Here is a 23,003-nt window from a genome sequence, read left to right as displayed (position 1 = left end):
ATACCACTCCTTGAAATATTAGGCTGCTCCTTTTACCTTTTTTACCTTTGTTTCGTATACGTATGTATCCAGTTTCAACTTTAATTTAGAAGGGATTTGTCCACGATACAATTCTGAAATTGCTTCTATTACAAACTTCTTCTCTGTATATAAATCTTCAATACCACGATATACTTTTTCCGCAAGAGGGATTGCAATCATATTCGCAAGTACAGACCCATATAATGTCGTTAACATCGCAACTGCCATTCCTGTACCAATTTGCGATGTATCTTGTAAGTTTTGGAGCATAATGATAAGACCGATTAACGTACCAATCATTCCCCAAGCTGGAGCAAAATCACCAATTTTATCTAATAATGCTGCTCCTTTTCTTAACTCATACACTTCCGTTTCAATATCTTTCAATAACACTTCTTTTAATTCATCTTCATCGTAACCGCTTAACATTAATCGAATTCCTTTTTGAATAAAAGGATTGTCTACTTGCTCTCCATCTACCTCTAAAGAAAGCAAGCCGTTCTTTTTAGACTTTTTCGAAAAATCGACAAACAAATCCGTTAACTGTTCTAAATCTTCTTCTCTTCTATGTAAAACAGTAAAAATGCTTTTCGTATATTTTTTTATTTCTCCAAATCGATATGCCACAACAATTGTCGCTGTTGTTCCCCCTATGACAATTAAAATAGATGAAATATCTAAAAAGTTTTTGAAAGCTTTTATTCCACCGCCACCAAGCATAATTGCCGCTATCACTATAATGAAACCTACTATAATGCCCACTGGGCTAGAAATATCAAACTTCCTTTTTCTTCTTTGTGGTCTAGCTAATACTTGATTTTTCTCTCCCATATTTCTGCCCTTTCCTTTCCATTTTTATATAACATTTTTTTATTTTAATAATACGTTTTCACATATAACATGTATTATACGCTTATCATCTGTTTATCGCAATATACTCATAAAATTGACACATTTCATTTCTATATTAGAATTATGGTATGAATAAATGAGGAGGATCACGATGGAACACAACATTTTACAAGTCATTGCATTAGCAGAAAAACTAAAATATGAAATGCGACATAGCTGGCTTTCCAACGGACGTCAAGAAAGTGTTGCCGAACATACATGGCGGATGTCTCTAATGGCCATTTTAGTTGAACCTTATTTGGATCAAAAAGTAAGTATTGAGAAATTACTTAAAATGGTTATTATTCACGACCTAGTCGAAGCCGAAGCTGGTGATATTCCTGCTTTTGATACAATGAATAGTCACGAATTACAGCTACAAAAACAAAAAAATGAACTGGAGGCTATTTTAAATATTAAACAAACGTTAACAGGTTCTCTCGGCGAGGAATTATATGACTTATGGATGGAGTTTGAAGCGAAAGAAACGTACGAAGCAAAAGTTGCTAATGCACTCGATAAACTTGAGGTAAAAATTCAGCATAACGAAGCTGATATTGATACGTGGCTACCAATTGAACATAAAATGACGTTCCAAGTAGCAAAGCATACAAACTTTGATTCTTTCTTATCTAAATTACAAAAAATTATTGAACAAGATGGAGAAAAGAAGTTAATTGCTGCCGGCATTGATGTTGAGGCATGCAAGCAATAATGAAATAAGACACTCAACAAGAGTGTCTTATTTCATTATTGTTGATATAGCCTGCTTATAAATAAGCTGTTGTTTTCCATCCACTAAGATTAAAACTGTAAATTTATCCACTCCAACAACTTCTCCTATTATTCTAACGCCACTCTTTAAGAAAATTGTCACTGTACCTTTTTCTTCTTTTATTTGTTTATACAATTCTTCCTGTAAATGTTCCAATTACTGTCCTCTCCTTTCTGTGAAACATCTTAATATAAAAAACTATAAATTTTTTATTTATGCACTTTGTCTTTTATGTTCATAAACTTATTAATAAGTATATCTAAATCACGACTAAATAACAAAACTTTATCATGATCCAATCCGTGTCTCGCAACAAGTTGAATTAACTCTTTCTTTTTGTTTTCTATTTTATTTTTTAATTGTCCCATCTCCATCTCTATACTAAAACTCCCTTTTCCCATAATATTACTTGTAAAATTATAGTACATATTCTCTCATAAAAAAATAAGAAAATGGTTTTTTTTACAATTTTTTATTTTTTATGCCTAAATTATGAATTACGTAAAGGTTTATTTACAAATCACTAACATGCAATCCTAATGAATCTACAGGCATTTGTCTAATTATAAATGAGACTGGCTCGTTTTCTATACAAAAAACATACTGTATATAGTAGTCCATGAACCATATAGATTAACTTACTAAAAAGGAGGAAAACATATGAGTTATGGTGGAAGTTGCGCTGGTTTCGGCGGTGGATTTGCTTTGCTTATCGTACTATTCATCCTTCTAATCATCATCGGATGTAGCTGTTGGGGTGGCGGCGGATACGGATATTAATATATCCTATCCTTGAAAAATGAACTAAAAACTATAGAAAAACAGCTCAAATATGAGCTGTTTTTTTCATACTTTCGTATGAATTTATATCCCTCTTATTTGCGATTTCAACTAGCAACATATTGTTTACTATGGAATAAGAAACATTTTTACTAAGGGGGATTACAATGATTAGAGGTCTTTACGAAGCACATTTACCTGTCCGCAACTTAAAAGTATCAATACCTTTTTATGAATCACTAGGGCTAAAATTATATAAAAGAGGAGATAATATTGCTTTCTTTTGGATTAAAGAAAATGAGAGTTGGCTCGGCCTTTGGGAAGGCACAGAATACAAAGTGAATTATCACCCCTCTTTACGACATATCGCCTTTCAAGTAAGTTTACATGATTTAGAAAATGCGATTCATTGGCTAAATCAAAAAGGAATTTCAGCACGAAAAGACTTTGGAATGGAACCAATTGAACCGATTGTTTTTCCGGAATTAGCACATGCAGCCGTATACTTTAACGACCCTGATGGAAATAGTTTAGAATTGATTGCACAATTACCTGTTGGACTTCCCACAGCGGAAAAAGTGTATTTAAGTGAGTGGAAAGAACAAATTCAAACATCGTCATTACATAAGGATTAATCTATTTATGTCAGTTTCTTATTCCACACTTCTTAAAACAAATAAAAACTTCAATAAACTATTTTATGGGCAAACATTAAGTGTACTTGGGGATTGGTTCCATACGGTAGCTTTATTAACATTTGTCTACAGCATAACGGAATCGCCGTTTATGATCGCACTTACTTTTATAAGTAAAAGTTTACCACAGCTTCTTCTTAGTCCATTCATAGGCGGAATTGTAGATCGTTTCTCTAAAAAGAATATTATGATTTTTACCGATATTACACGGGGAATTCTAGTCCTTACATACTTACTCGCAGGCTATAAAATTGAGATTATTTTCATTGCTAATATATGTTTATCTGTACTTTCTTGTTTATTTGAACCGGCTAAACAAGCAACCCTAAAAAATATCGTACACCAAAATCATTTCGTAACTGCTAACTCTCTTTCTAGTACAATTAATGGTTTTATGTCTATTATGGGGGCTTCTTTGGGCGGAGTAATTGCACAATCTTTACATATTGAGTTCGCTTTTTTAGTAAATAGCCTATCATACTTTATTTCAGCCTATTTTATTTATAACATGAGTATTCCTGCTCATGATACTTGTAACAAGAAGAAAGCATTTTTCACTGATATAAAAGGTGGTTATACATACATATTACAAACAAAAATCATTTTAACATTAATTCTTGTCGGCATTTCATGGGGGATTATTGGAGGTGCTTATCAACTACTTCTAACGATCTATGCCGAAAAAATTTTCCATACGAACATTGGGATTTTATATACGGTTCAAGGGGCTGGGCTTATGATAGGAAGCCTTCTCGTTAATCTTTATATATCCCATAATAAAGAAAAAATGAAAAAAGTATTCGGTTGGGCCTACTTATTACAAGGAATTTTCTTTCTCGGATTCATTCTATCCGATCAACTTATTATCGGTATCATTACTTTATTCTGTATGCGCATAGCAGGAGGAATCATCGTTCCACTTGATACGACATTACTTCAAACTTACACACACGAAAATATGATAGGTAAAGTTTTTTCATTCCATTATTCCATTTACGGATCTCTTATTCAGTTATCGATGTTTTTTACAGGAGGGCTGTTAGAAATTCTTTCTCCTCAAATGATTGGCTGTTTATTAGCTACATGCTGTATTTTTGTAAGTTTTATATGGCTGTTCTTGTTTTATCGCGGGGATCTCAGTGAATAATTTAATGATAATCAATACATTTTGATCCCATTCATTATTTGTTTCCCCATAATAAAATTGTTTAAAAACACAAGTCAGATTTTTTAGTTAAAGAGCCTTATATGGCAACACTATTTGAGAAAAAACTAGATATTTATGTTAAAATACAAATAAGTTTGTGAAACATTGCACTTAAATAATAGACTTTAACTAGTTAAACTTGATTAAATAGGAGGGCTGTTTTGGGTATCACATTCTTTTTCATATGTATTATATTAGTGGCTTCTATTCTGCAAGCAAGTACAGGTTTTGGCTTTTCCATAATGGCAACCCCTTTCTTACTTATGTTATTTCTACCACAAGAAGCTATACAAATAAACATTATTTTATCTTTAATTATCTCCATTTCACTCATTTGGAAAATAAGAATGGACGTTGATTTTGTTCTACTGAAAAGGTTTATTTTTGGAAGTATAGTTGGTGTTCCTTTTGGCATTTTAATTTTCATTTCCGTTAACATAAACACTTTTAAATTAGCAGTTAGCATCCTACTCTTACTATTAACATTGTTGCTAATATGCAACGTTAAGGTTAGATCAACACAATCTAGAGATTTCATAGTTGGCGGATTATCTGGTCTTTTAACGACAAGTATCGGTATGCCAGGTCCACCCCTGTTACTTTATTTTACAGGAACTAATACTGAAAAAGAGAAGTTAAGAGCAACTACATTAGCTTTTTATCTGTTTATATATTTCATTAGTCTAGTAACTCAAATACTCTTTACTGGCACAAACAAAACCATTTGGGAATCAAGTTTTTATGCCATTCCAATTGTATTTTTAGGTTTGTTTATAGGTCAAATTATTTTTAAATGGCTTAATCAACAGATTTTTAAAATATTTACGTACATTCTTTTAAGTTGTACAGGGGGTTATCTTCTTATTGAAAGTTTGAACTTGTTATAGAAGATGCTTTAGATCGTGCAATAACAGATATGTTCAAACGAAATTATTGCTGTATTTTCCGGCGGGGTATTCCATATCAAAACTTAAATAACTTTATTGACAGTTTACAATTAGCAATAATCTTTCTTTCATAAGGAAAATATTTCAAATCAAATACTAAATAAAACGATAAAAAGCGGCTATTATGCCGCTTTTACTTACTATTGGCATTTCATTCTCATTTTCTATCACTTTTGTAAAAAATTATTAATTTTTATTTCTATGTACATGATAACAAACAAAATACCTAAGTTCAGAAAGAATAAACAACTTTCTGGCCTTAGGTATTTTTCCTTCTCAAAAAGGCAAACCTGCATCACAGGTTTGCCTCTTTACTCACTTCTTATTTAATCCTTTTTCACTTAAAAACTCTTTCATATGCATTCTTTTTTCTTTAGACATAAACGAACTCATTGATTCCGTCCATGTTACGTTTTTCTTGTTTGATGATCTTTCTTTATAATACGCGTTCATCGTTTCATCATATTCGTTTAGTAATTCATCATATTTTTGTTCATCATATCCATTTTCATGAAGAACTGCTGCTACTGGTAAACGTGGTTTAACTCCATGTTCTTCATCTGGTACACCGACTGTCATTCCGAATACAGGATATACTTTATCCGGTAAATGAAGCAGTTCACTCACTTCTCTCGGATTATTACGAATACCACCAATATAACAAATACCGTATCCTAACGATTCTGCTGCTAGTGCTAAGTTTTGCGCAAAAAGTGAAGCATCTACCGTCGCAACGATAAAGTCTTCTACTCCCTCATGCTTTATCTCTGTACTATGTTTTTCACATGCAATTTCAAGTCGTTTTAAATCTGCACAACAAACAAAAAATGCTGCACAGTCCTTCACATGGCGATTTCCGGATAGCTCTGCTAGTGTAGCCTTTAATTCCTGATCTGTTACATATATAACAGAATACGCCTGTACAAAATGTGATGAAGCTGCATGTTGCGCAGCATGCACCATCTTTTCTACTACATCTTTCGGAATTGATTCTTCTTTATATTTACGAACTGAAACATGTTGCTCCATCTTATGTATGATCTCATTCATGAAAATCACTCCTTTTTTCTCTTCATAATGAAAAATTAACATATCTTTTTCAATTTTCACAACTTATAAGCACAAAAAGAGCAATTCTTTTTGAATTGCCCTTTTTTAAAACGTTTATCGATACGGTAAATGAAATTATAATTATCTTTTTACGCCGTTTTCAAAACTTTAATACCTTTTACGATATTCCAAATGAAGTAGTAAATTCCTACAAGAATGAACACTGCATATGTGATAGCCATTCCAATTCCAGCACCGTCAGATTGATTGAAACCTAAACCGTACATGCCTGATACTGCTAGTCCTCCAAATAAGATTGCGTATGGGAAAACATGTGACCAAAATGCTTTTTTCGCGTGATACTTCACTTCATCTTCTGCAACAAAGTACACGATAATTGGTAGTAAAAATGGTGCAAAAAAGATACTAAAGTAACATAACGAAGATAAAATATTATTTCCTTTCATCCGATTCACCTCTAAATAGTTTTTGTTACCTTCATTATGTCAGGAAATCATTCTAGAAACTATCGCTTTACCTTTCACGAACGTGACATATTTGTAAGATTTTCCTCAAACTAAATCCCGCCTGAGTTTCAGACGGGATCACTTTCACTATATTCGATTCATAAACCAATACTGTGTAATTGCTAAATATTCTCGTACATTCGATGGAATGATGATTGGTTTCGGTGTTTTTGCCGGAAGACCTTCTAATTGTAAACCTTGTTTGGCCGCTATTTTTTTCGCTCTAAACATGTGAAAATCGTTTGTTACGATCATACCTTTTTTCATATCGGCTGGAATTAACGGTTTTGAGAATGTAATATTCTCATCTGTACTCGTAGATTTGTCCTCCATTATAATGCGGTCTTCTGCGATATTTTGTTTTATTAGTCCTTGTTTCATTGCTAACGCTTCTGAAATGTCTTCGCCTTTTCCTTGTCCTCCAGATACGATAGCGATTGTTTTCTCATGTGATTTTAAATATTCAGCTGCTTTATCAATACGATATTGCAATGAATAAGATGGTTTCGTCCCATTTACTTTCGATCCTAGTACAATTATGTAATCAGCATCGTATGTTGCATTCATATGCCCATGCTTATAAATGTGATATTGTAAAAACCCCGCATACACGGCGCAAATCATTATAACAACTAAAATACCCTTCATTATTTTCTTCTTTCTCATATTCATATACTCCTATTTTCTTTTACTTCCTTCATGATAATATCCATTTATTTGTTTGTATACAGACAAATTCCAATAAACCCTAATTTATCCTCTGAAAGGTAATATTTATATTACTTTCGGGAATAGTAAGTACAACTTTACACGAAGGAGTGTCTCTATTGCTTCTCTTTTTATGTAACGTGTCGTTCTTTTTCATCTTATTTTTGCTATCGCTTAAGTTACTCGGTAAATCCGCGTTAGCGCAACTAACTCCTCATGATTTTGGGGCTATAATTTTTTTATCTTATTTAGCTTTCCAGGCCATACCTGTCTCTGGTGCTTTACAAGCATTTCTCGGTATGGTTGTTATCACATGTTTACATTTACTCCTTACAAAATTAAGCCTATTCAACAAACTAAATCGTTTTATTCTCGGACACCCTATCATTTTAATTAAACATGGTGATATTATTTTTGAGAACTTACAAAAAAGTAGATACCCCATTGCAGAACTGCTTTCTAATCTTCGCGTTGCAGGATATCCAAGTGTTCATGAAATTGAATACGCTATTTTAGAAGCGAACGGCGCTATTAGTATTTTACCAAAAAGAGAACTTGTACCATTAACTCCAAAAGATTTAAACATAGATGTTAAGTATGCTGGATTACCAATTGCACTTATCGTCGATTCACAAATTCAATATGATAACTTAAAGTTAATACATAAAGATGAAAAATGGTTATATAAAGAATTAAAAGAAAAAGGAATTACAAATATTAAAAACGTTGCCTTTGCTTCTGTTCAAGAAACGGATGGATCTTTTGCTATTAGTTTAAAGGAATAAGAAAATCCCCTTAATTGCTTAAGGGGATTTTTTATCATATCGCTTCTTTCTCTCCTGCCATATTTAATGGAACAGGATGTTTCATACGATTCATCGTAAATACGATAATCGCTGTCATTACTTCTGCAACTGGCATAACGAGCCAAATTCCATTTATACCAAATAGTTTCGGCATAATCCATAACAATGGAATAATAAATAGTAATCCTCGGCTCATTATAATAAGTACTGATTTCTTCGTTTGTCGCACTGATTGGAAGTACTCTCCATACACAATGTTATAACCTAAAAATACGTATTGGATAAAGAATAAACTAATACCTGTTAAAGTTAACTCCAATAATTCTGGAGATTGAACATCAAATAAACCAATGATATATTTCCCGAAGAATAATCCGACAATTATCGCAACGCCTCCAAGGACAACTGCAATTTTCACAGCAAACTTCAATCCTTCACGAAGTCTCTCTGATAAATTTGCCCCGTAATGGAAACTAGCAATTGGCTGTAATGCTGCTCCAACACCAAAGAATAATAGTAATGTCATTGCATGAATACTATTCACCATCGCATAGGAAGCTACTCCTACTTCTCCTGCATATTGGACAAATGCGATATTAAAACCAATCGTTACGATTGCAACCGTACTTTCTGCTGTAAAACTTGGGAAACCAATCACCATAATTTGTTTGACAGTATCCCATTCAAAATGAAATTTCGTCCACTTTAAAATACTACTTTTTCTAAAGAAATGGGTTAATAATACAAGGAAACCAATCGCTGCCGAAAGAATAGTCGCTGAGGCAGCACCTGTTACGCCCCATCCAAAGATAAAAATAAAGATATAGTCAAACACTATATTTAATACAGCCGTTACAACAAGACCAGCCATTGCTAAATTAGGATTTCCATCATTTCGTATAAATGTACTTAAAATATTTTCTAAAACGTATATCATTCCAAATGTTAATAATACGTGTAAATAGTCTAACGCATATGGTAGAATCACTTCGTTTGCACCAAATAAGTATGCTAAATCTTCTATTCTCCATAAGCAAATCGCTGCTAAAATCCCTACGATAACAACTGCTACCGTCATTGATTGAGTAAAAATAGACCTTGCTCTTTCTCGTTTATTTTCACCTAATGCAATGGAGTATAACGTTGCCCCGCCCATTCCGATCCATAATGAAATAGAGAAGAAAATCGAAAAGGCTGGAATAGCCACGTTCACTCCTGCTAAACCGTTCGCCCCAACTCCTCTACTAATCATAACCGCGTCAATTACAATATTCACTGACATTAATACCATTCCAAGAACTGCTGGTATTAAATAAGAAATAAATAAGCTTTTAATTGGTTTTTCTCTTAATTTTTCTGTTGCTTCCATACTCTAATATGCTCCTTTTTTCAACTCTCTTTTCTTAGTTTAAACCTTCAAGTAACTTTAAGGTCAATAGAGAATTAAAAAATAGGTGACTTAATTATCGCGTTTGATGATCATTTGTAATTATACGAGTCCTATAACTTATTGCTTTGTTTTTTCATTATAGGAATTTGAATTTCTGTTACTTGCTCCTCAGGATCTTCTGTTACAGACCAATCAATTAATGCAATCTCAATTGCATCTCCACTTATTTCGTATCCTTCTTGATCAATATATTTCATTAGCTTCTTATATGTTTCATCAGTTTCTTCATATGGCCCATGATGATATACACAGGCAAACATACCTTCTTTAATTTCATCTGAACTCTGTACTTCAAAAGGCATATAATCCAAAAGAATAAATACACTGCTATATGCTTGAAACTCATTTTGCATTAACCCTTTTTTCGCAACAGTTACACCAATATCTCCAGAAAATAAGCTATCATCCATTTGCCTCATATTTTTTTGCAACGAATGAATGTAGTACTCAAACATATCATCCGTCGTATTCGGGGCAACCGCAATAGCTGTTATTTTTCGCTGCGGGATCTCTTTTATTACCATTTGTTCAGCTTTTGCTTTTGTTGCTTCCTTAATTAAATGAATTCTATGCTCCATTTTCGCCAAAGCATACTCAATTTCTCTTTGTTTCTTCAGCATCATCTCTTGTTGTTTTTCCAGTAAATTGAGTGCGTATGCTGGATTTCTTTCATCAATATATTTTTTAATTTCCTTTAATGGAATGTTTAATTGGCGTAAAAACTTAATCGTATCTAATAGTGAAAATTGATCGATTGTATAATAACGATAATTCGTTTGAGGATCAACAATGGACGGATGAAAAATTCCTTTTTCATCATAATACCTTAATGTAGATTCTGCGATATTATGCATTTTTGCCATTTCTCCAATTGTAAAACGTTTATTTAATAACATCTTTTATTTCCTTCCATTTCTATTTATTTCATTATATGTTCATTTTGTCTTCAAAACAAAAAAGAATTCCCATACGAGAATTCTTTTTTTACTATTAAACCTCTATTATTATAGGAAGAATCATCGGCTTTCGTTTTGTATTTGTATATATATACTTCCCTAACGCTTCTCTTACCTCCCTTTTCAAAATACCCCAGCTATTCACATTCTCTTTCTTTAAATTATTAATTGTAATAACAGCTAATTTATTTAATTCTCTTAAAAATTCTTCTGAATCACGAACATAGACAAATCCACGAGAAATAATATCAGGACCTGAAATTATTTCTCCATCCACTTTATTAAAAGTAATAACTATAACGAGCATTCCATCTTCTGAAAGTTGTTTACGATCACGTAATAATGCATTTCCAACATCTCCAATTCCTAATCCATCTACATATATATTTCCTGCCTGTATTCTTCTAGATTGAATTGCCACTTCATTACTTATATCTACAACATCTCCATTACGTACGATAAAGATATTTTCCTTTTCAATACCAATTGATTCTGCTAACAAACTATGGTGATGTAGCATTCTAAACTCTCCATGAATTGGAATAAAATATTTTGGCTTCATTAATGTAAGCATTAACTTCAACTCTTCTTGATATGCATGACCGGATACATGCACTCCAGCAGAACTACCTGATCCGTAAATCACCTTTGCTCCTAATGCAAATAAATTATCGATAATTCGAGAAACGTTACGTTCATTTCCTGGGATAGGTGTCGCGGCTATAATAACCGTATCTTCTGGTAAAATATCCACTTGTCTATAGTTTCCACTAGCTAAACGCGCTAAAGCTGCCATTGGTTCTCCTTGACTTCCTGTACAAAGTAATACAACCTGCTTTGGATCTAAACGATTTACCTCATTTGCTTCAATTAACATACCTTCTGGAATATGTAAATAACCTTTCTCTAGAGCAACTTCTACTACATTTACCATACTTCTCCCGAGCAAAGCCAATTTTCGATTTGTTTTTATGCAAGCTTCAACTATTTGCTGAACACGATTCACATTAGAAGCAAATGTAGAAATAATTACTTTTCTATTTGCTTTCATAAATATTTCCTCTACCCGTTCTCCTACTGACCTTTCTGATGGAGTAAAACCTGGGCGTTCTGCATTTGTGCTTTCAGATAATAAAGCTAGTACACCTTCACTTCCTATTTTAGCCATTTTATGAATATCAGGATGTTGATTATTTACTGGTGTTAAATCAAATTTAAAATCACCTGTATGTACTACAGTACCTTCTGGTGTATGAAAAACAATACCGAGACAATCCGGAATACTGTGGTTCGTTTTAAAAAAGGTTGCCTTAATAGAACCACAATCAATTTCTGATTCTGAATGAATAACGATTAATTCCGTATCATTTTGAAGATTGTGTTCCTTTAATTTAATTTCAATTAAACCTAACGTTAACTTTGTTGCATAGATTGGTACATTTAGTTGTTTTAAAAAATATGGTATTCCGCCAATATGGTCCTCATGCCCGTGCGTTACTACTAAACCGCGAATTTTTTCTTTATTTTCTTGCAAATATGTGACGTCTGGAATTATTAAATCAATCCCTAATAAACTTTCATCTGGAAATTTAGATCCACAATCAATGACGACAATATCATTTTCATATTGGATAGCATACATATTTTTTCCTATTTCATTTACTCCACCTAAAGCAACAATAGACAAGTTATTTTTTAATGAATTCAAATGATAAAACCTCCTTTTCACATTTATAATTCGTGAAATAGCATTTAGGCTTTATTATTTGTAATGAAAAAGGACTTCATACTATTTCATACATATAAAAATTCACACACTATTCTTATATGTATATCTCTAATAACACCGTCTCTCTCTAAAAAAGCTCCCATTTTTTCATTGATTTTTTGCAAAATATATTATATATTAATTACAGGTTCAAATTACAAGTTCAAAAGAACTCGTAATCAGACCCTTTTGTTTAATGGGTTTTACATATTTTCATTAGGCAAATTCCGAGAAATCGTATGATAAAACTAAAAATGATGAGGAGAGGATCAGATGGAATTCGAATTTTTCTTTCAAATCGCACTTATTTTATTAAGTACAAAGCTTGCTGGTGATCTTAGTGTTAGATTAGGTCAACCTTCTGTACTAGGTAAATTAATTGTCGGTATCGTTATCGGTCCAGCTGTATTAGGTTGGATTGAAAATTCAGAGCTTCTAACTCAATTAAGTAATGTCGGGGTTATTCTTCTAATGTTTATGGCTGGACTTGAAACAGACTTAGAAGAATTAAACGCCAATCGTAATTCTTCTTTAGCAGTTGCACTCGGAGGTATTATTCTTCCATTCGTAGGTGGTTACGTTTCCGGCCTTGTTATGGGAATGGAACAAGGAAACGCTGTATTCTTAGGATTACTTCTATGTGCGACAAGTGTTAGTATTTCCGTACAAACACTTCGTGATTTAGGTAAAATGAAAACACGTGAAAGTACGACGATGCTTGGAGCCGCTGTATTTGATGATATTCTTGTTGTTATTTTATTAGCATTCGCAATGAGCTTCTTAGGCACTGATGATGTTAACTTAACAATGATTATCTTGAAGAAAGTAGTATTCTTCGCTTCTATTATTTTAATTGGATGGAAAGGTGTTCCAGCAATTATGCGTTGGTTGTCACCACTGCGCGTATCTGAGTCTATCGTGAGCGCAGCTCTTATCATCTGTTTCTCATTCGCATATTTCGGCGAACTATTAGGAATTGCTGGTATTATCGGTGCTTTCGCTGCTGGTATTGCAATTTCTCAAACAAACTACAAACATGAAGTAGAAAAGAAAGTAGAACCAATTGCTTACGCTATGTTCGTTCCAGTATTCTTCGTTAGTATCGGTATGAATATTACATTTGACGGTATTGGCAATCAAATTTGGTTCATCTTAGCATTAACAGTAATCGCTGTATTAACGAAACTAATTGGTTGTGGTGTTGGTGCACGCATGACTGGATTTGATGCTAAGTCTTCTGCAATTATCGGTTCTGGTATGGTTTCTCGTGGTGAAGTTGCACTTATCATTGCAGGAACAGGACTTTCTTCAGGTCTATTGGCACAAGATTACTTTACAGCAATCGTTATTGTCGTTATTTTAACTACAATGATTACACCACCAATGTTAAAATACACTTTTGGTGCAAAAGATAAAGCAATGAAAGCAAGTAAGTAAATTTACTATAAGAATAAGAAAAGGAGATTACTATCTTACAAGATAGTAATCTCCTTTTTCATTTTATCTTTAAACAATTCCATTCGTTTTTAACCAGTTTTCAAAAATAGTTCGTGCTTCTTCATCATCGATGTCATTACTAAATGAATATACTTTAATACCATAGTCATCTATATATTCACCTAGCTTCATTTTCTCCACTTTTTTGTAAAAATCGTCTACCTCATAGTGCGGAAGATAAGCATCCCAAACTGGTTCATTTATTCTTTTGTACGCCGTCACTTCTAAATCATATCCGTCTTCATAATATCCGATGTGATAATGTTTGTTAGGATCATATTTCTCCATTAAAAGTCCCCTCCTACTAAAAAACAAAAGCGAGCCTTATATTACAGCTCGCTCCTCTCTCTATTTATTAAATACGTTCCATCGCCGTCTTCAAAGTTCCAACAACAAAGGCAATTTCTTCACTTGAAATAATAAGCGGCGGCGCTAATGTTAAAACGTTATTATATCCTGCTGTCGTCATACCGTTTCGTCCTATAATAAGCCCTTTTTCTTTACAAGCATTTACGACACTTGCGATTTTGTCGTTATCAATTGGCTCTTTCGTCTCTTTATCATTTACTAATTCAATTCCAACTAATAGACCTTTTCCTCTAATATCCCCAACAAGCGGATGTTCCCCAATTTCATCTTTTAGTTGCTCTAATAAAAGGGAACCCATTTGCGCAGATCGCTCAATTAAATTTTCATTTTCCATAATCTCTAAGTTTTTAAGGGCTAATGCACAAGCTGCTGGATTTCCACCAAATGTATTAATATGTCGGAAGAATTCATACTCTCCCTTCCCTTTAAATGCTTCATATATTTCTTTTTTCACAGCTGTTGCAGATAATGGTAAATATGCGCTCGTAATCCCTTTTGCCATCGTAATAATATCTGGCTTCACATCATAATTCATAAATCCAAATGCTTTTCCTGTACGTCCGAAACCGCAAATTACTTCATCACTAATAAGCAAGGCACCGTGTTTTTGACACGTTTCATGAACAGCTTTCATATAGTCTTGTGGTGGCATTAATATGCCCCCGCCTGTAATAATTGGTTCCATAATAAAAGCGGCAATTGTTTCACTTAATTCCCACGTCATAACACGATCGACTTCTTTCACACATTCTACATCATAAATATGCTGCCCTTCAATTTCAGGCATACGGTAACAATCCGGTGGTGTTACGTGTAAAAAACCTGAAGCAAACGGTTCATATTGATATCTACGCTGCGCTTGTCCCGTCGCTGCCATTGTCGCCATTGTATTCCCGTGATACCCACGATAACGTGACATAAATTTATAACGATGTGGTTCACCTTTTTGCGCATAGTATTGTCTTGCTATTTTAAAAGCTGTTTCGTTCGCTTCTGAACCACTATTTGAGAAGAAAATAACATACTCTCCCCCAAGCCACTCATTTAATTTTTCAGCAAGCTTTATAGCTGGTTCATGAGATTGTGACATTGGAAAGTATGATAATGTTTGTAATTGCTTATAAGCCGCTTCTGCGAGCTCCTTTCTTCCATATCCACTATTCACACACCAAAGACCACTCATACCATCTAAATATCTTTTTCCTTGTATATCTTCAACCCAGCACCCTTCAGCTTTTGCCCCTACCATTGTACTATTTGGACTAAAGGGACGCATTCCGTGCCAAACATATTGCTCATCTTTTGCTAATAATTCATCAGTTTGCTTCGTTTTCATCATTACTTCCACCTTCCATAACAACTTATTTTTCACAAAAGCTGCGCTGGTGCCATGATGACTTAAATTTCTCCCTGCTATTTTCATTCCACAAAATTAAGACAAATCCTACTTACAAATCAGTAATATTTACAAGAAAATGACAAAAGAAAAAAGAGCTTTTCTTATCTATCGAAAAGCTCCTCTTTTATTTAATGTGAAGACGCATCACTAATACCGTGACCAGTATTAGATTTCACAAGAATTTCATCAAATTTCGCTGCATCTTCTTTCTTACTAGATAAAACAGTTCCTAAATATGCTGCAAGAAATCCGAGCGGAATTGAAATAATTCCTGGTGTCGTATATGGGAATATCGCTTCCCCAACAAAAATAGCTTTTCCAGCTACAGGGTTCCAAACATTCGGACTCAACGCTACGAGAACAATTGCTGATACGAGCCCTACAATCATACCGGAAATAGCACCCGTTGTATTAAAACGCTTCCAATATATTGTAAATAAAATCACTGGTAGATTTGCACTCGCTGCAACTGCAAATGCTAATGATACTAAAAATGCTACGTTTAATGTTTGGGCAAATAATGCAAGTATGATAGATAATATCGCTACTCCAATAGATGCATACCGAGCCATAGATACTTGCTCTTTTTCCGATGATTTCCCTTTGCGAATGATCTCATTATAAAAATCATGAGCGAATGCTGATGCTGCCGTTAATACGAGACCTGCCACTACAGCCAAAATTGTTGCAAAAGCAATTGCTGATACGAAAGCAAATAAGAAGTCTCCACCTAACGCTTTGGCTAATAAAGGTGCTGCCATATTACCCGCTGGGTTCGCTTTAATAATCGCTTCATTTCCTACAAACGCTGCCGCACCAAATCCTAAGAAAATCGTCATAATATAAAATGCACCAATTAACCATGTCGCATATACGACAGATTGACGTGCAGTTTTTGCATCACGTACTGTAAAAAAGCGGACAAGTATATGTGGTAATCCAGCTGTACCAAGTACTAGTCCTAAATTTAAAGAAAGTGTATCAAGGCCATCCTTATACTTTACACCTGGATTTAAAAATGAATCTTTTAATGGTGTAGCTGTTTTCATTTGGGCAAACATTTCAGTCACGCTGAAGTTGAATTTTGCGAAAACGATAACAGAAATAATAAACGTACCGGCCATAAGTAATACAGCCTTTACAATTTGTACCCAGCTCGTTGCTGTCATACCACCAAAAATAACATACACCGTCATAAGTGTTCCAACGATTAATACAGATGTCGTATATTCAATCCCTAATAATAATTTAATAAGTGCACCCGCGCCAACTAATTGTGCAATCATATAAAAGATAGAAATCGTCATCGTATTAAGAGCTGCAACTCCGCGAACTTTTTCGCGTCAAAGCGTGCTGCAATCATATCCGCCAAAGTGTACTTTCCTAAATTTCTAAGCGGTTCTGCAACAAGATATAGTACAACTAAATAAGCAACTAAAAAACCGATACTATAAAAGAATCCATCAAACCCAGTTAATGCGATTGCTCCAGCTATACCGAGAAATGAAGCAGCAGACATGTAATCTCCAGCAATGGCCAGACCATTTTGCCAACCAGTTAATCCCCCTCCAGCCGTATAAAATTCACTCGCATTTTTCGTTTTTTTCGATGCAAAATAGGTTATGACGAGCGTACCAAGAACAATAATTAAAAATAGTGCAAATGCAGTAGTATTCAAGTTCAGCCCCTCCCTTTTTGCATATCTTGCAAAATTTTTCGGGAGATTTCATCAAATGATTCTGCTTTTTTGCTATAAATCATACATAGTGCCCATGTCATAATAAATTGGGAAAAAGCAAATACCCACGCCCATGTAACGTCTCCAAATGCAGGTGTATTAAGCACCTTTGAATACGATGTTAGAATAGGTAATGCGATAAAAAAACTAAAAAAGAAAATACTCATTGGAATGATAAACTTCTTTTTCGTATTTAATAACAATTGAAATTCTTCCGACTGAACGACCTCTGTATAATTCACCTCATTTTGCAACTTACGTGCTGACGTATCGTCTCGTTTCATTAACCGATCCCCTCTCTTACTTAAAATACACTTACCCCTTGCATACCTAAAGACTAAATTTTATAAATATTCAGAAACTTATATTCATTTTAGACAATCCATGCATTCATGCAAAGATTTTTTGATAGACATTTTTCGGCAATTTCCCCTAAATTTTTAATATACTTTTTCAAAATAAAGTGACACCTTACTTATTTATCCTCATTAAGACAAAAGCAGTGCTTAACGCACTACTTTTGTCTTTTTTTCCTTTTCTAAATTACGAGCCGTTTCGCTTAACTCAACATCTTTTCCGTCTTTAAGTGTTCCAAATATAAAATCGAATACTGGATTTGAAACACCAAACCAAAACTTTTCGTTTTTATAATGGTGTAATATATGTTGTTTTTTTAGCCATCTTCCAAACTTAGTGACGGGACGAATCGGTCTATGAGCAATATAATGTTTCCATTCGTAAACGAGCAGCATAATAATCATTCCGATTCCAAATGAAAGTGCAATAGTAACACTTTTTGTAATACCATATGCTATAAGTAAATATATAGTAAAACTAGGTATACTAAACCATACAGGTAAAAACAAAAGTTTTAAATCATCTGGATATACGTGGTGATCATAATGCAATCTTCTTAACATTTTTAATAGAAATGTGTTTTTAGGTGGCTTTATATGGAATAAAAAACGATGTGTCATATATTCATTAAGTGTATAGAAAACAATCCCAAACATACATGCTAACATGCCAAACCACGTAAAAAATTGCATTTTTAAAATAATAATGAAAATAAATAGAATGCTATACATAATAACAATATCATGTTGTAAAAAGAACTCTTTCCCCACTTTCTTCATCTTGTTTCCCCCTTTTCCCAAAAAACAGCCGCAACATATCGTTACGACTATTTCTTTTCTATTCTTATTCTATTCACTTTACAAATTTGCCTGTTGTTCTATTGCCGAGAAAAAATTGTTTGATCCAAATATATTTTGCTTCGGAATAATATGTTCCACTGCAAACACTGTTACTTCTCCTCTTTGCACTTCTCCAATAATGAGCCCAAATATTTCATGATTTACTGCAAACGTCGGTTGCTTTGTTTGTAACAATCTTGCAGCATTATGAAACACCGCTTCATATAGTGGATTTCTATCAGTAATTTCTTTTCGGATTTTTGGCGCTAACGTAATTATAATTTCTTTTCCGTCAATAGTGGTTCGATACATAAAAATCTCCCCTTCAATCTTATGTGAACAACTGTAAAGCTTTGTATGCAAAATGTATAGAGTAACCTACTAAAATAATACCTGCTCCGGCTGTTATGTAGCCAAGCGCTTTTGGTTTTAATAAAGTTCTTCCAAAATGTACAGAAAAAGCAATATTTAAATTCCATAAAATAATACCAACAATAATGCAAAGACTGTACAAAAAAGCTTCTTGTTTCGTTACCTTCGTAAGTAATGAGCTAAGTGTACTTCCGTATATACCAAACCAAAAAACAAGATTTAATGGATTGGATATCGCAATTAAAAATCCTGCCATAAACGATTGCTTAAGGCCACCTACCTCTTCTTTTTTATATTCCATATTCGATTCGAAAATTCCTTGTTTTACACTTTGAAATCCTAAATAAAATAACAAGAAAAAACCCGTGCAATACATGAAGGCTTGTACATATGTATACATAAACACAGAAGATAAACCGAAATAAATGAGAAGCATAAATAAAACATCTGCAGTCATTCCACCAATTCCAACAACCCAAGCGTGCCAAAAACCACGTTCAATTCCTCGTTTTAACATTTCAATATTAATCGGCCCTACTGGCGCAGCTAATGATATACCTAATACGATTTGCTGTATAATTGCTCCAATCATCGCTCTATCCTTTCTACTCTCTTTACTACTAGTTAATGATGTAATTTAAAAAAATAGACTAGCTTTCATAATAAAATACCCTTTTTTATCCAAAATATACAAAAGAGCCATCTAGATGATGGCTCTTACTTTTCTATCCTATGAAGAAAAGGACATTTCCCTTTTATTGGCTCTACATCGTCTCCTATGAAATATTGTTTCCATTCACGATGCTCTGGGTCACCATAATGACTAATGTTAGGATGTTTCGGCAATTGATCCCACTTTTCAACTCGCTCACGGACCATTTGTCTTGAATATGCTCCTTTAGGACGATCTCCCTCTAATCCATCAAAAATAGTGCGTGGCTGAAACCCAATAACGAGAGAATTCCCTAAATGTCTAGTTTTTCGTTGTTTATAAGCTGGCGCATTTCCAAATGCGAATATTGGCTCACCACCAAATGAAAATTCCCATAAATAATGGTCTGGGTCTTCAGGAATTTGCTTTGGCCATGCTTGATTATCGTTTTCATGTAAATACTGTAACACTTTCCAAAAAGAATCACGGTAATATTCGAGTGATTGTTCTTCACATTCCGGTTCTACAAAAAGGAAAAAGCCCCTTCTTACAATCGGTCTCTCTTTCATTAACTCTAAAAAAGATAACATTGTATGCGGCAAATGACTCCAATCATTATGAGAAAGAAATGAATAACGAAGTTCATTCTTTTTCAAAGCTGTTAAACCGAAATAACATGGAAAAGTTGGTTCTAACACAACATTTGAAAAAATCTCAAATTCTTTTGCAACCCAATCCGGTATGTCGGTTCTCGTTCTCATTCCTTCATTATCTAATAAGCAAGACTTATTCATTCTTTCACCTCATTATGTATAGCATTCAATTAAGAATATTACGTACAAGGCCTGTCCTATACCTATTTAAAAATTTGACTGGAAAATTATTTAAAAATACAAAAAAATAAAATCGCTTACTTGACTAATTTCTCCCAATTCGTGTATATTTAAATTAATCATTTAGCAGAATATTCAAGAATATAGCATTTTTAGTTTATATTATTTTTTAAAATGAATTTCACTAAATGAAAATAGTAAACGCTTTTAGGAGGAATTGTAACATGCAAGGAAAAGTAAAATGGTTTAACAACGAAAAAGGTTTTGGATTTATCGAAATGGAAGGCGCTGACGATGTATTCGTACATTTCTCTGCTATTCAAGGAGACGGCTACAAAGCTTTAGAAGAAGGTCAAGAAGTATCTTTCGACATTACTGAAGGTAACCGCGGACCTCAAGCTGCTAACGTAGTAAAACTTTAATCCAACATATAACAGGAGGTTGCCTTACTTGGTAACCTCCTTTGTTATTCCTTTGTATATTTCCGTTTTACAGAGCAAAAACTATGTGAAATGCGCACTATACAAAGGAGGAATTATTAATGGGATCAGAAGTAAATGATTTTGAAGAAGTGAAATTCCGTGTAGAAACAGCACAAAAAATGGTAGGATCAGCAACAATTTCAATGGATCCAGATACATTAGAGCATGCTACTACTGCTGTAGAAGCAGCTCGCTCTCAGCTTGAAATTATGAAATCTGTTGCAACTGATTTAGATGAGCCATTTTTAATGAATGAGGAAAAGAAATTAAATAAATGTGAGCATCAACTAAACGAAGCAAGACACTAAAAAACATCCAGAGAATTTTCTCTGGATGTTTTTTCATGACAACTGTTCTCCATACTTTTTCAATGTTTCTCCAACTGTACATTGCCGTATACAAAATGAATGGGCATAATATTTACTATTTGTCTTTCGATTATGTTCTCGCAAGAAACATCCTTCACAATACGTTTCTAATAAGTCATTTACCTCTGTAATGAGTTGCTTTTTATCCACCTTTGCACCTCTCTATTCAGTTATTTCTTTATGACTATCAATAACTGTTCCTTCCAATGCTTGCGTAGCTAATTGATGTGCTTCTTTATTTTGTTTTCTAGATATTGGTTCACATATAAGTTTTAATTTCATTTGCTTCGCCTTTTGTTCAATTTGATCTAAATAATGGTTTAAATGCTCATCATAACAAGGCCATTCTCCGGCTAATTGCTGCAGTACAACTTGAGAATCACCGTGAAGTGTGACTGCTTCATACTTAATCCCTAATTCCTCGAGTATATTCATACCGTATAGTAACGATGCATATTCCGCTTCATTATTATCATATATACCTTCTATATATGCATTGCGGCGAATCCGGTAGTTTGTATTTCCTTTTTTATAATACACACATATACCAACGCCAGCTTCTTTCGTTTGCACATCATACCCCCCATCAAAATAAACGAGTATTTCTTGGGGATCTTCCTCTACTTGCTTACTTAACTTTTTCATCTCTTTTAATGACCATTCTGCGTCCATTTCATCATAAAATGAAATTTCTTTTACTCTTCCTGTTTTCTCAAAATCCTCTGCAAATTGAAGTACTTCTTCTATGTTCATATACTCTGTCGTTAATTCCGTCTGCAATCCGCGCTTCGTTTTATACAACCAATGAATTTTATATTTCATACTACATTCCCCTTATGTAAGACTTCTTATTTATCCGGCTAATTGAAGCCTCACTTTATTTTATTATATTTTATCAAGAGTCACAGTATTATATTCAATATAATCACATACAAAAAGAGCCATCCTATATAAGGAATAGCTCTTTCATCTATTACATAAATCTTTCAAATTGTACTCGCTTATTAATCCAGTACATTACAGGCATACCGATCGCCATTACTACGAATTCACCTGCTGCACATGTTAACCAAGTCCACATAAATGGTAGGTCAAATGCAAGATGAAGTTCAATTGCAATCATAAACATTGTAACCGTAAAGATAACTGTATTAAAAATCATACGAGCCCAAACACCTTTAATAAACCGCATAGAAATAATCGTTGCAACTAATGCAAGAATAGATTGGCCTACTCCAAATACTAAATCATAAGCGATCATAGGTGAGAAAAAGAGATTCGTTAAAAATACACCTAATACAATTCCGTAAATTGCTTTCTTGTTAAATACAACGAGATGATTAAACATCTCTGAAATACGAAACTGTACATTTGTAAAGCCAAATGGCTGAATAAGCATAGAAACAGCAATATATAATGCCGCTAAAATACCATTACCGACTAATGTTCTAATATTCATGACAAAATCTCCTTAGTTTTTTTACGTGGGATGGTTTCGAACCACGTTATTCTTTTT

The 23,003-nt window shown here is 33.6% G+C and carries 28 protein-coding genes, 1 pseudogene and 1 riboswitch; of the genes and pseudogenes, 9 read left to right on the top strand and 20 right to left on the bottom strand.

The annotated features are described in order from the left end of the window. Positions 1–18 precede the first annotated feature (18 nt). Positions 19–852, bottom strand: coding sequence for a flagellar motor protein MotP (locus tag N2V80_RS08200; protein ID WP_000504185.1), 834 nt, complete (start codon positions 850–852; stop codon positions 19–21). Between the two features lie 172 nt (positions 853–1,024). On the opposite strand from N2V80_RS08200, the gene N2V80_RS08195 reads away from it, so the two are divergent. Then, positions 1,025–1,627: an HD domain-containing protein gene (locus tag N2V80_RS08195; RefSeq protein WP_000400780.1), complete on the top strand. Its 603-nt coding sequence runs from the start codon at positions 1,025–1,027 to the stop codon at positions 1,625–1,627. Positions 1,628–1,654: 27 nt separating this feature from the next. On the opposite strand, the gene hfq is transcribed toward N2V80_RS08195, so the two are convergent. Both hfq and N2V80_RS08185 read right to left on the bottom strand, forming a co-directional pair. After that, positions 1,655–1,843: an RNA chaperone Hfq gene (hfq, locus tag N2V80_RS08190; protein WP_000400664.1), complete on the bottom strand. Its 189-nt coding sequence runs from the start codon at positions 1,841–1,843 to the stop codon at positions 1,655–1,657. A 53-nt stretch (positions 1,844–1,896) separates the two neighbouring features. Beyond that, a complete protein-coding gene (locus N2V80_RS08185; RefSeq protein ID WP_000291688.1) occupies positions 1,897–2,115 on the bottom strand; it encodes an aspartyl-phosphate phosphatase Spo0E family protein in 219 nt (72 codons plus the stop codon). A gap of 232 nt (positions 2,116–2,347) precedes the next feature. On the opposite strand from N2V80_RS08185, the gene N2V80_RS08180 reads away from it, so the two are divergent. The 4 genes from N2V80_RS08180 to N2V80_RS08165 all read left to right on the top strand — a co-directional run bounded on the left by N2V80_RS08180 (position 2,348) and on the right by N2V80_RS08165 (position 5,256). After that, on the top strand, positions 2,348–2,467 hold the full coding sequence (locus N2V80_RS08180; RefSeq protein WP_000120179.1) for a YjcZ family sporulation protein: 120 nt from the start codon (positions 2,348–2,350) through the stop codon (positions 2,465–2,467). Between the two features lie 167 nt (positions 2,468–2,634). Further along, entirely contained in the window at positions 2,635–3,102 is a 468-nt protein-coding gene (locus tag N2V80_RS08175) for a VOC family protein (protein WP_000617953.1), read from the top strand. A 7-nt stretch (positions 3,103–3,109) separates the two neighbouring features. Then, on the top strand, positions 3,110–4,309 hold the full coding sequence (locus N2V80_RS08170) for an MFS transporter (RefSeq protein ID WP_000117062.1): 1,200 nt from the start codon (positions 3,110–3,112) through the stop codon (positions 4,307–4,309). Between the two features lie 221 nt (positions 4,310–4,530). Continuing rightward, complete coding sequence (locus N2V80_RS08165) at positions 4,531–5,256, top strand: sulfite exporter TauE/SafE family protein (RefSeq protein WP_061655909.1); 726 nt, start codon at positions 4,531–4,533, stop codon at positions 5,254–5,256. 375 nt (positions 5,257–5,631) lie between these two features. Here the strand turns inward: N2V80_RS08165 and nfsA are convergent, their stop codons facing one another. The 3 genes from nfsA to N2V80_RS08150 all read right to left on the bottom strand — a co-directional run bounded on the left by nfsA (position 5,632) and on the right by N2V80_RS08150 (position 7,559). After that, positions 5,632–6,366 carry an oxygen-insensitive NADPH nitroreductase gene (gene nfsA, locus N2V80_RS08160; protein ID WP_061655910.1) on the bottom strand — a complete coding sequence of 245 codons (735 nt, stop codon included), beginning with the start codon at positions 6,364–6,366 and terminating at the stop codon, positions 5,632–5,634. 149 nt (positions 6,367–6,515) lie between these two features. Next, a complete protein-coding gene (locus tag N2V80_RS08155; protein WP_000678055.1) occupies positions 6,516–6,833 on the bottom strand; it encodes a DUF4870 domain-containing protein in 318 nt (105 codons plus the stop codon). A 147-nt stretch (positions 6,834–6,980) separates the two neighbouring features. Further along, on the bottom strand, positions 6,981–7,559 hold the full coding sequence (locus tag N2V80_RS08150) for a YdcF family protein (protein ID WP_001227676.1): 579 nt from the start codon (positions 7,557–7,559) through the stop codon (positions 6,981–6,983). Positions 7,560–7,720: 161 nt separating this feature from the next. Here N2V80_RS08150 and N2V80_RS08145 point away from each other — a divergent pair, with 161 nt between their 5' ends. Then, positions 7,721–8,386 (top strand): DUF421 domain-containing protein, encoded by a 666-nt coding sequence (locus tag N2V80_RS08145; protein WP_000923922.1) that lies wholly within the window; start codon positions 7,721–7,723, stop codon positions 8,384–8,386. Between the two features lie 34 nt (positions 8,387–8,420). Here the strand turns inward: N2V80_RS08145 and N2V80_RS08140 are convergent, their stop codons facing one another. The 3 genes from N2V80_RS08140 to N2V80_RS08130 form a co-directional block, all read right to left on the bottom strand. Next, positions 8,421–9,776 (bottom strand): MATE family efflux transporter, encoded by a 1,356-nt coding sequence (locus N2V80_RS08140; protein ID WP_000388390.1) that lies wholly within the window; start codon positions 9,774–9,776, stop codon positions 8,421–8,423. Between the two features lie 131 nt (positions 9,777–9,907). Further along, positions 9,908–10,753: a MerR family transcriptional regulator gene (locus N2V80_RS08135; RefSeq protein ID WP_000925910.1), complete on the bottom strand. Its 846-nt coding sequence runs from the start codon at positions 10,751–10,753 to the stop codon at positions 9,908–9,910. A gap of 94 nt (positions 10,754–10,847) precedes the next feature. Beyond that, on the bottom strand, positions 10,848–12,521 hold the full coding sequence (locus N2V80_RS08130) for a ribonuclease J (RefSeq protein ID WP_061655911.1): 1,674 nt from the start codon (positions 12,519–12,521) through the stop codon (positions 10,848–10,850). A 333-nt stretch (positions 12,522–12,854) separates the two neighbouring features. Between N2V80_RS08130 and N2V80_RS08125 the strand changes: the two genes are divergently transcribed. After that, complete coding sequence (locus N2V80_RS08125) at positions 12,855–14,018, top strand: cation:proton antiporter (RefSeq protein WP_000393892.1); 1,164 nt, start codon at positions 12,855–12,857, stop codon at positions 14,016–14,018. A gap of 69 nt (positions 14,019–14,087) precedes the next feature. Here the strand turns inward: N2V80_RS08125 and N2V80_RS08120 are convergent, their stop codons facing one another. The 8 genes and pseudogenes from N2V80_RS08120 to N2V80_RS08085 form a co-directional block, all read right to left on the bottom strand. After that, on the bottom strand, positions 14,088–14,366 hold the full coding sequence (locus tag N2V80_RS08120) for a DUF3986 family protein (protein WP_000417070.1): 279 nt from the start codon (positions 14,364–14,366) through the stop codon (positions 14,088–14,090). A gap of 67 nt (positions 14,367–14,433) precedes the next feature. Beyond that, positions 14,434–15,783 carry an aspartate aminotransferase family protein gene (locus N2V80_RS08115; RefSeq protein ID WP_000850959.1) on the bottom strand — a complete coding sequence of 450 codons (1,350 nt, stop codon included), beginning with the start codon at positions 15,781–15,783 and terminating at the stop codon, positions 14,434–14,436. Positions 15,784–15,974: 191 nt separating this feature from the next. Further along, positions 15,975–17,524 (bottom strand): annotated as a pseudogene (locus tag N2V80_RS08110) (solute symporter family protein). Between the two features lie 2 nt (positions 17,525–17,526). Then, positions 17,527–17,868 (bottom strand): DUF485 domain-containing protein, encoded by a 342-nt coding sequence (locus N2V80_RS08105; protein ID WP_000817366.1) that lies wholly within the window; start codon positions 17,866–17,868, stop codon positions 17,527–17,529. Positions 17,869–18,090: 222 nt separating this feature from the next. Further along, positions 18,091–18,720 (bottom strand): sterol desaturase family protein, encoded by a 630-nt coding sequence (locus N2V80_RS08100; protein WP_000755396.1) that lies wholly within the window; start codon positions 18,718–18,720, stop codon positions 18,091–18,093. Positions 18,721–18,798: 78 nt separating this feature from the next. Then, on the bottom strand, positions 18,799–19,092 hold the full coding sequence (locus N2V80_RS08095; RefSeq protein WP_000286362.1) for a hypothetical protein: 294 nt from the start codon (positions 19,090–19,092) through the stop codon (positions 18,799–18,801). A gap of 19 nt (positions 19,093–19,111) precedes the next feature. Next, complete coding sequence (locus tag N2V80_RS08090; RefSeq protein ID WP_000578569.1) at positions 19,112–19,744, bottom strand: LysE family transporter; 633 nt, start codon at positions 19,742–19,744, stop codon at positions 19,112–19,114. Between the two features lie 125 nt (positions 19,745–19,869). Further along, a complete protein-coding gene (locus tag N2V80_RS08085; protein WP_061655912.1) occupies positions 19,870–20,598 on the bottom strand; it encodes a YqcI/YcgG family protein in 729 nt (242 codons plus the stop codon). Positions 20,599–20,861: 263 nt separating this feature from the next. Between N2V80_RS08085 and cspB the strand changes: the two genes are divergently transcribed. Both cspB and N2V80_RS08075 read left to right on the top strand, forming a co-directional pair. After that, on the top strand, positions 20,862–21,059 hold the full coding sequence (cspB, locus tag N2V80_RS08080) for a cold shock-like protein CspB (RefSeq protein ID WP_001161731.1): 198 nt from the start codon (positions 20,862–20,864) through the stop codon (positions 21,057–21,059). A 119-nt stretch (positions 21,060–21,178) separates the two neighbouring features. After that, positions 21,179–21,427 carry a DUF2564 family protein gene (locus N2V80_RS08075; protein ID WP_000534392.1) on the top strand — a complete coding sequence of 83 codons (249 nt, stop codon included), beginning with the start codon at positions 21,179–21,181 and terminating at the stop codon, positions 21,425–21,427. Positions 21,428–21,460: 33 nt separating this feature from the next. On the opposite strand, the gene N2V80_RS08070 is transcribed toward N2V80_RS08075, so the two are convergent. From N2V80_RS08070 to N2V80_RS08060, 3 genes are all read right to left on the bottom strand, one after another. Beyond that, positions 21,461–21,637, bottom strand: a complete 177-nt coding sequence (locus N2V80_RS08070) for a zinc-finger domain-containing protein (RefSeq protein WP_000358801.1) — start codon at positions 21,635–21,637, stop codon at positions 21,461–21,463. 12 nt (positions 21,638–21,649) lie between these two features. After that, a complete protein-coding gene (locus tag N2V80_RS08065) occupies positions 21,650–22,309 on the bottom strand; it encodes a ribonuclease H family protein (protein WP_000875553.1) in 660 nt (219 codons plus the stop codon). A 151-nt stretch (positions 22,310–22,460) separates the two neighbouring features. After that, positions 22,461–22,946 (bottom strand): QueT transporter family protein, encoded by a 486-nt coding sequence (locus N2V80_RS08060; protein ID WP_001026477.1) that lies wholly within the window; start codon positions 22,944–22,946, stop codon positions 22,461–22,463. 6 nt (positions 22,947–22,952) lie between these two features. Then, a riboswitch (PreQ1 riboswitch) is annotated at positions 22,953–22,997 on the bottom strand. Positions 22,998–23,003: the final 6 nt, after the last annotated feature.

Source organism: Bacillus sp. FSL W8-0640, assembly GCF_038007725.1.
Classification (GTDB): domain Bacteria; phylum Bacillota; class Bacilli; order Bacillales; family Bacillaceae_G; genus Bacillus_A; species Bacillus_A cereus.
The sequence above is the reverse complement of the archived record's forward strand: the minus strand, read 5'-3'. Positions and strand labels throughout refer to the sequence as shown.